General features: G+C 57.3%; 3 protein-coding genes. 1 reads left to right on the top strand and 2 read right to left on the bottom strand.

What is annotated here, in order from left to right:
* Positions 1-283 precede the first annotated feature (283 nt).
* Together RI563_RS01360 and RI563_RS01355 are read right to left on the bottom strand one after the other, a co-directional pair.
* Positions 284-1,651 carry a pitrilysin family protein gene (locus tag RI563_RS01360; protein WP_310692534.1) on the bottom strand — a complete coding sequence of 456 codons (1,368 nt, stop codon included), beginning with the start codon at positions 1,649-1,651 and terminating at the stop codon, positions 284-286.
* Between the two features lie 23 nt (positions 1,652-1,674).
* Positions 1,675-3,030: a pitrilysin family protein gene (locus RI563_RS01355; RefSeq protein WP_310692532.1), complete on the bottom strand. Its 1,356-nt coding sequence runs from the start codon at positions 3,028-3,030 to the stop codon at positions 1,675-1,677.
* 134 nt (positions 3,031-3,164) lie between these two features.
* Between RI563_RS01355 and ftsY the strand changes: the two genes are divergently transcribed.
* Positions 3,165-4,099, top strand: a 935-nt coding sequence (gene ftsY / locus RI563_RS01350; protein WP_310692531.1) for a signal recognition particle-docking protein FtsY, incomplete at its 3' end; no start/stop codon positions are given.

Genomic DNA, 4,099 nt, shown 5'->3' with positions numbered 1-4,099 from the left:
ATTCGAAACTGGTTACGCTGTCCTGCCATGCTGATTGTTTCCCGCTGATACATCGTCACGGGTGTTATATCACGCCATCTGAGTTGCACCAATCATCATCACTCTCGCAAAGCCGCAAGAGAATGACATAACGTGGCGAGCTCTGCGTCTCTGCGAGATCATGTGAGGCTTTATCTCACACCTTGTTTTATCCCAATAATGAAAACTCTCGCCAGGGCGCAGAGACGCAAAGGGAACGACATAATCTGGAGGTGCTCTGCGCGTCTTGGCGAGAAATCAGGAGTTATTCACTACTATTTCCATTGCCGACAGTGACGGTGAGCAGTTTGTCGGGATGGATCCGTCGCTGGAAGGCATCGCGAATATCGGCGGCGGTAATCGCCTCGACCTTGTCGTTGAAGGTGTCGAGATAATCGTGTGGCAGGCCGTAAAACTCGATCATCGCAATATACTGGACAATGTCCTTGTTGCTGTCGATGCGCAACGGAAAACCGCCGGTGATATTCTTTTTGGCATGCTGTAACTCTTCCGCGCTCGGGCCCTTGTCGACGAAGCGGGTCAGTACCTCTTGCAACAGGCTCAGCGCTTCCTCGGCCTGATCGTTGCTGGTCTGCAGCCCCATCACAAATGCCCCGTTAACCTGTTGCGGAACAAAATAGCTGTAGCTGCTGTAGGCCAGTCCCCGCTCTTCGCGAATGGTCTCCATAATTCTGGAACCAAACCCGCTGCCTCCCAGAATGTGATTGCCGACATACAAGCTGAAATAATCGCGATCGCCACGCCGCATGCCGGGCTGCCCCACCAGCAGGTGGGTTTGAGCCGACGGATGAAAATGGTCCACCCGGTTCGCCTCGTTCAACGGTTCCACTTCCGGCAGGGCGGGCGCCGGTTCACCGGGCTTCAGTTTTGTCGTGACCTGTTCGGCCAGCGCCTCGGCCTGTTGACGCTCCATCTGCCCAACGATAGCCACCACCGCATTGTTTGCCACCATATAACGCTGATGGAACGCTTTCAGATCGACCAGTTCCATCGCTTTGATGCTCTCTTCCTTTCCGGAGACCGGCGTGGCATAGGGATGCTGACCAAACAAGTGGCGATAGAACAGATCCTCGGCCAGATCGCCGGGGGACTGTTTTTTATTCTGCAAGCCAACCAGCGTGTTGCGCCGGACACGGTTGAAAGCCTCATGCGGAAAAGTCGGTTCGGCCAGGATCGTGGCAAAGGTTTGCACGGCCTGTTCCAACAGCGCCTCCCCGGTCAGACTGCGCAAGCTGAAAGCGGCCATATCCCGTTTGACCGACACGCCGTAATTGGCGCCGATATTATCGAACCGCTCGGCCAGTTGATCCGAACCCCACTCCCCGGCGCCTTCATTGAGCATACCGGCGGTCACCCTGGCCACCCCCGGCAAATCACCATCGCGCGCGCTACCGGCATCGAACACCACCCGAACATCGACCATAGGCAATTCCGGTGCCGGCACAAACACCACCCGGGCACCGTTTTCGGTTGTCCAGCTCTGGATCTCAATACTGCTAGTGGCGTCGGCGGAAACCGGTTCATCGCCACGTTCAAACCGGGCCAGTGTAAAGGTCAATACCAGAATGACAATTACGGCAAGGGCAATTTTCCAGTTCAGTCTTTTCATCATATTCATCATCAGATTGGCAGTTCTCAATGTCCGGTGGCTTTCGGTGATTCGGCAGGTTGCTGGCCGTCAAGCGATAACGGTTCAAGAATTGTCACGCTACGGTTATCCTTGCGCAGATACTTGTGTGCCACCTGTTGAATCTGTTGCGGTGTGACCGCGTTAATTTTTTCGCGATACACTTCCATCGTCTGCCAGCCGAGTCCGACGGTTTCCAGAATACCCATCTGCATGGCCTGATAGAACATAGAGTCCTTCTCATACACATCCCCGGCCACCACCTGCGCCTTGATCCGCTCCAGCTCTTCTTCCCCGACCGGCTCATTTTTTAATACCTCGATCTCATCCAGCAGGGCCTGCTCCAGTTCCGCGATATCATGCCCGCGCGCGGGTGTTCCGCTGAACATAAACAGGTTCGCCTGCCGGGAATAGAGATCGTAACCGGCGTCGGCGCCGGCGGCGATCTGCTGGCCACGTACCAGTCGTGACGGCAGGCGAGCACTGCGCCCGCTGCTTAAAATACCGGCCATCACTTCCAGCGCATAGGCTTCCCACTCCTGTTCAACGGTGTTGAGTACCGGCACGTGATAGCCGATCATCAAATAGGGCAATTCGGCCGGCGCCTGAACGACGACTCGCCGCTCACCCTTTTGCGGTGGTTCGACCCGCGGCTTGATCGACGGCACTTCGACCTGCGGCAGGCGGCCAAAATGCTGTCTTGCCAGGCGGTAAACCGCATCCGGCTCGACATCACCGACGACGACCAGGGTCGCATTGTTCGGGGCATACCACTGGTGATACCAGCGTTGCAGATCCCCAACAGTCAGGTTCTTCAGATCGTTCATCCAGCCAATGGTCGGATTCCGATACGGACTGACCATAAATGCGGCGGCATTGAATTTTTCATAGGTCAGGGCACGCGGATTATCTTCCGTGCGCAATTTGCGTTCCTCGATGACGACCTGACGTTCCTTGTCAAACTCCTCCTCCGGCAGGGTCAGGTTACGCATGCGATCGGCTTCCAGTTCAAAGCTGATCGCCAGACGGCTTTTTTCCAGTTGCTGGAAATAGGCGGTGAAATCCTTGCTGGTAAACGCGTTCTCACGCCCGCCATTTTCGGCGATGATGCGGGAAAACTCGCCGGGTCCGTGCTTTTCTGTGCCCTTGAACATCATATGTTCCAGGACATGGGAGACGCCGGTGATGCCGGTGTGTTCGTAACTGGCGCCAATCTTGTACCAGATCTGGGATACCACCACCGGTGCGCGGTGATCCTCGCGCACCAGCAGCTTCATGCCATTATCCAGATTGTATTCATGGACCTGGCCCAGCGCCGGTAAACAAAACAGTCCCAGCCCGAGCAGAATCAGTAAACGTCGCATTGATTTATTTGGCCTGTATGAGGGGTTGGTGGCTTACTCAAAACATCAAGCAGTGGTAGGATAGTGTGCCTGAAAGACAGGAACAACCGGTTCCTCCACATTCCTCGATCACACTCACTACGACCCTGAAATTGATGTTTGGTTTCCGTAAATCCAATTCTGATAACAGCGAGACAAAATCCGGCGCGCCGGGCCTGTTCGCGCGCCTGAAACAGGGTCTGTCACGCACCCGTTCCGGTCTCACCGAGAGCCTGAGCCGCCTGGCCCGCGGCAAAAAACAGATTGACGATGAGTTGCTCGAGGAGATCGAGACCCTGCTGCTGAGCGCCGATGTCGGTGTCGAAGCAACCCGGCGGATCATCGATGAGCTGACCGCCCGGGTCTCGCGCAAGGAACTGCAGGACAGCGACGCCCTGCTGGAGGCCCTGCAACAGAACATGCAACAGATTCTGGCCCCCTGCGAGGCGCCGTTGACCATCGACACCACCTGTCAGCCGTTTGTGATCCTGATGGTTGGGATCAACGGTGCCGGCAAGACCACCACCATCGGCAAGCTGGCCCGACAACTCCAGCAACAGGGCCATTCGGTGATGCTGGCCGCCGGCGATACCTTTCGCGCCGCCGCCATCGAACAGCTGCAGACCTGGGGGGAGCGCAACGACATTCCCGTGATCGCCCAGCAACACGGCGCCGACAGCGCCTCGGTCATTTATGACGCCATGGCCGCCGCCCGCTCGCGGGGCATCGACGTACTGATTGCCGACACCGCCGGGCGCCTGCACACCCAGTCCAACCTGATGGACGAGCTGAAAAAGGTCAAACGGGTGATGACCAAGCTGGACCCGGCCGCCCCGCATGAAGTCATGCTGGTAGTGGACGCCGGCACCGGCCAGAACGCCCTGGTCCAGGCCGAGCAGTTTCATAACGCCGTCGGCCTGAGCGGGATCACCCTGACCAAACTCGACGGCACCGCCAGGGGCGGGGTAATCTTTGCCATTGCCCAGAAACTGGGCGTGCCGATCCGTTTCGTCGGCGTTGGCGAGAGCATCGAGGACCTGCGCCCGTTCCA

The sequence above is a fragment of the Thiohalophilus sp. genome (assembly GCF_031581315.1).
Taxonomy (GTDB): domain Bacteria; phylum Pseudomonadota; class Gammaproteobacteria; order UBA6429; family Thiohalophilaceae; genus Thiohalophilus.
This window is presented reverse-complemented; position numbering and strand designations above follow the sequence as displayed.

What these genes read in the sequence shown, in the direction of transcription:
- RI563_RS01360 (WP_310692534.1), bottom strand. Translation starts at nt 1,651, where the DNA reads ATGATGAAAAGACTGAACTGGAAAATTGCCCTTGCCGTAATTGTCATT.
- RI563_RS01355 (WP_310692532.1), bottom strand. Translation starts at nt 3,030, where the DNA reads ATGCGACGTTTACTGATTCTGCTCGGGCTGGGACTGTTTTGTTTACCG.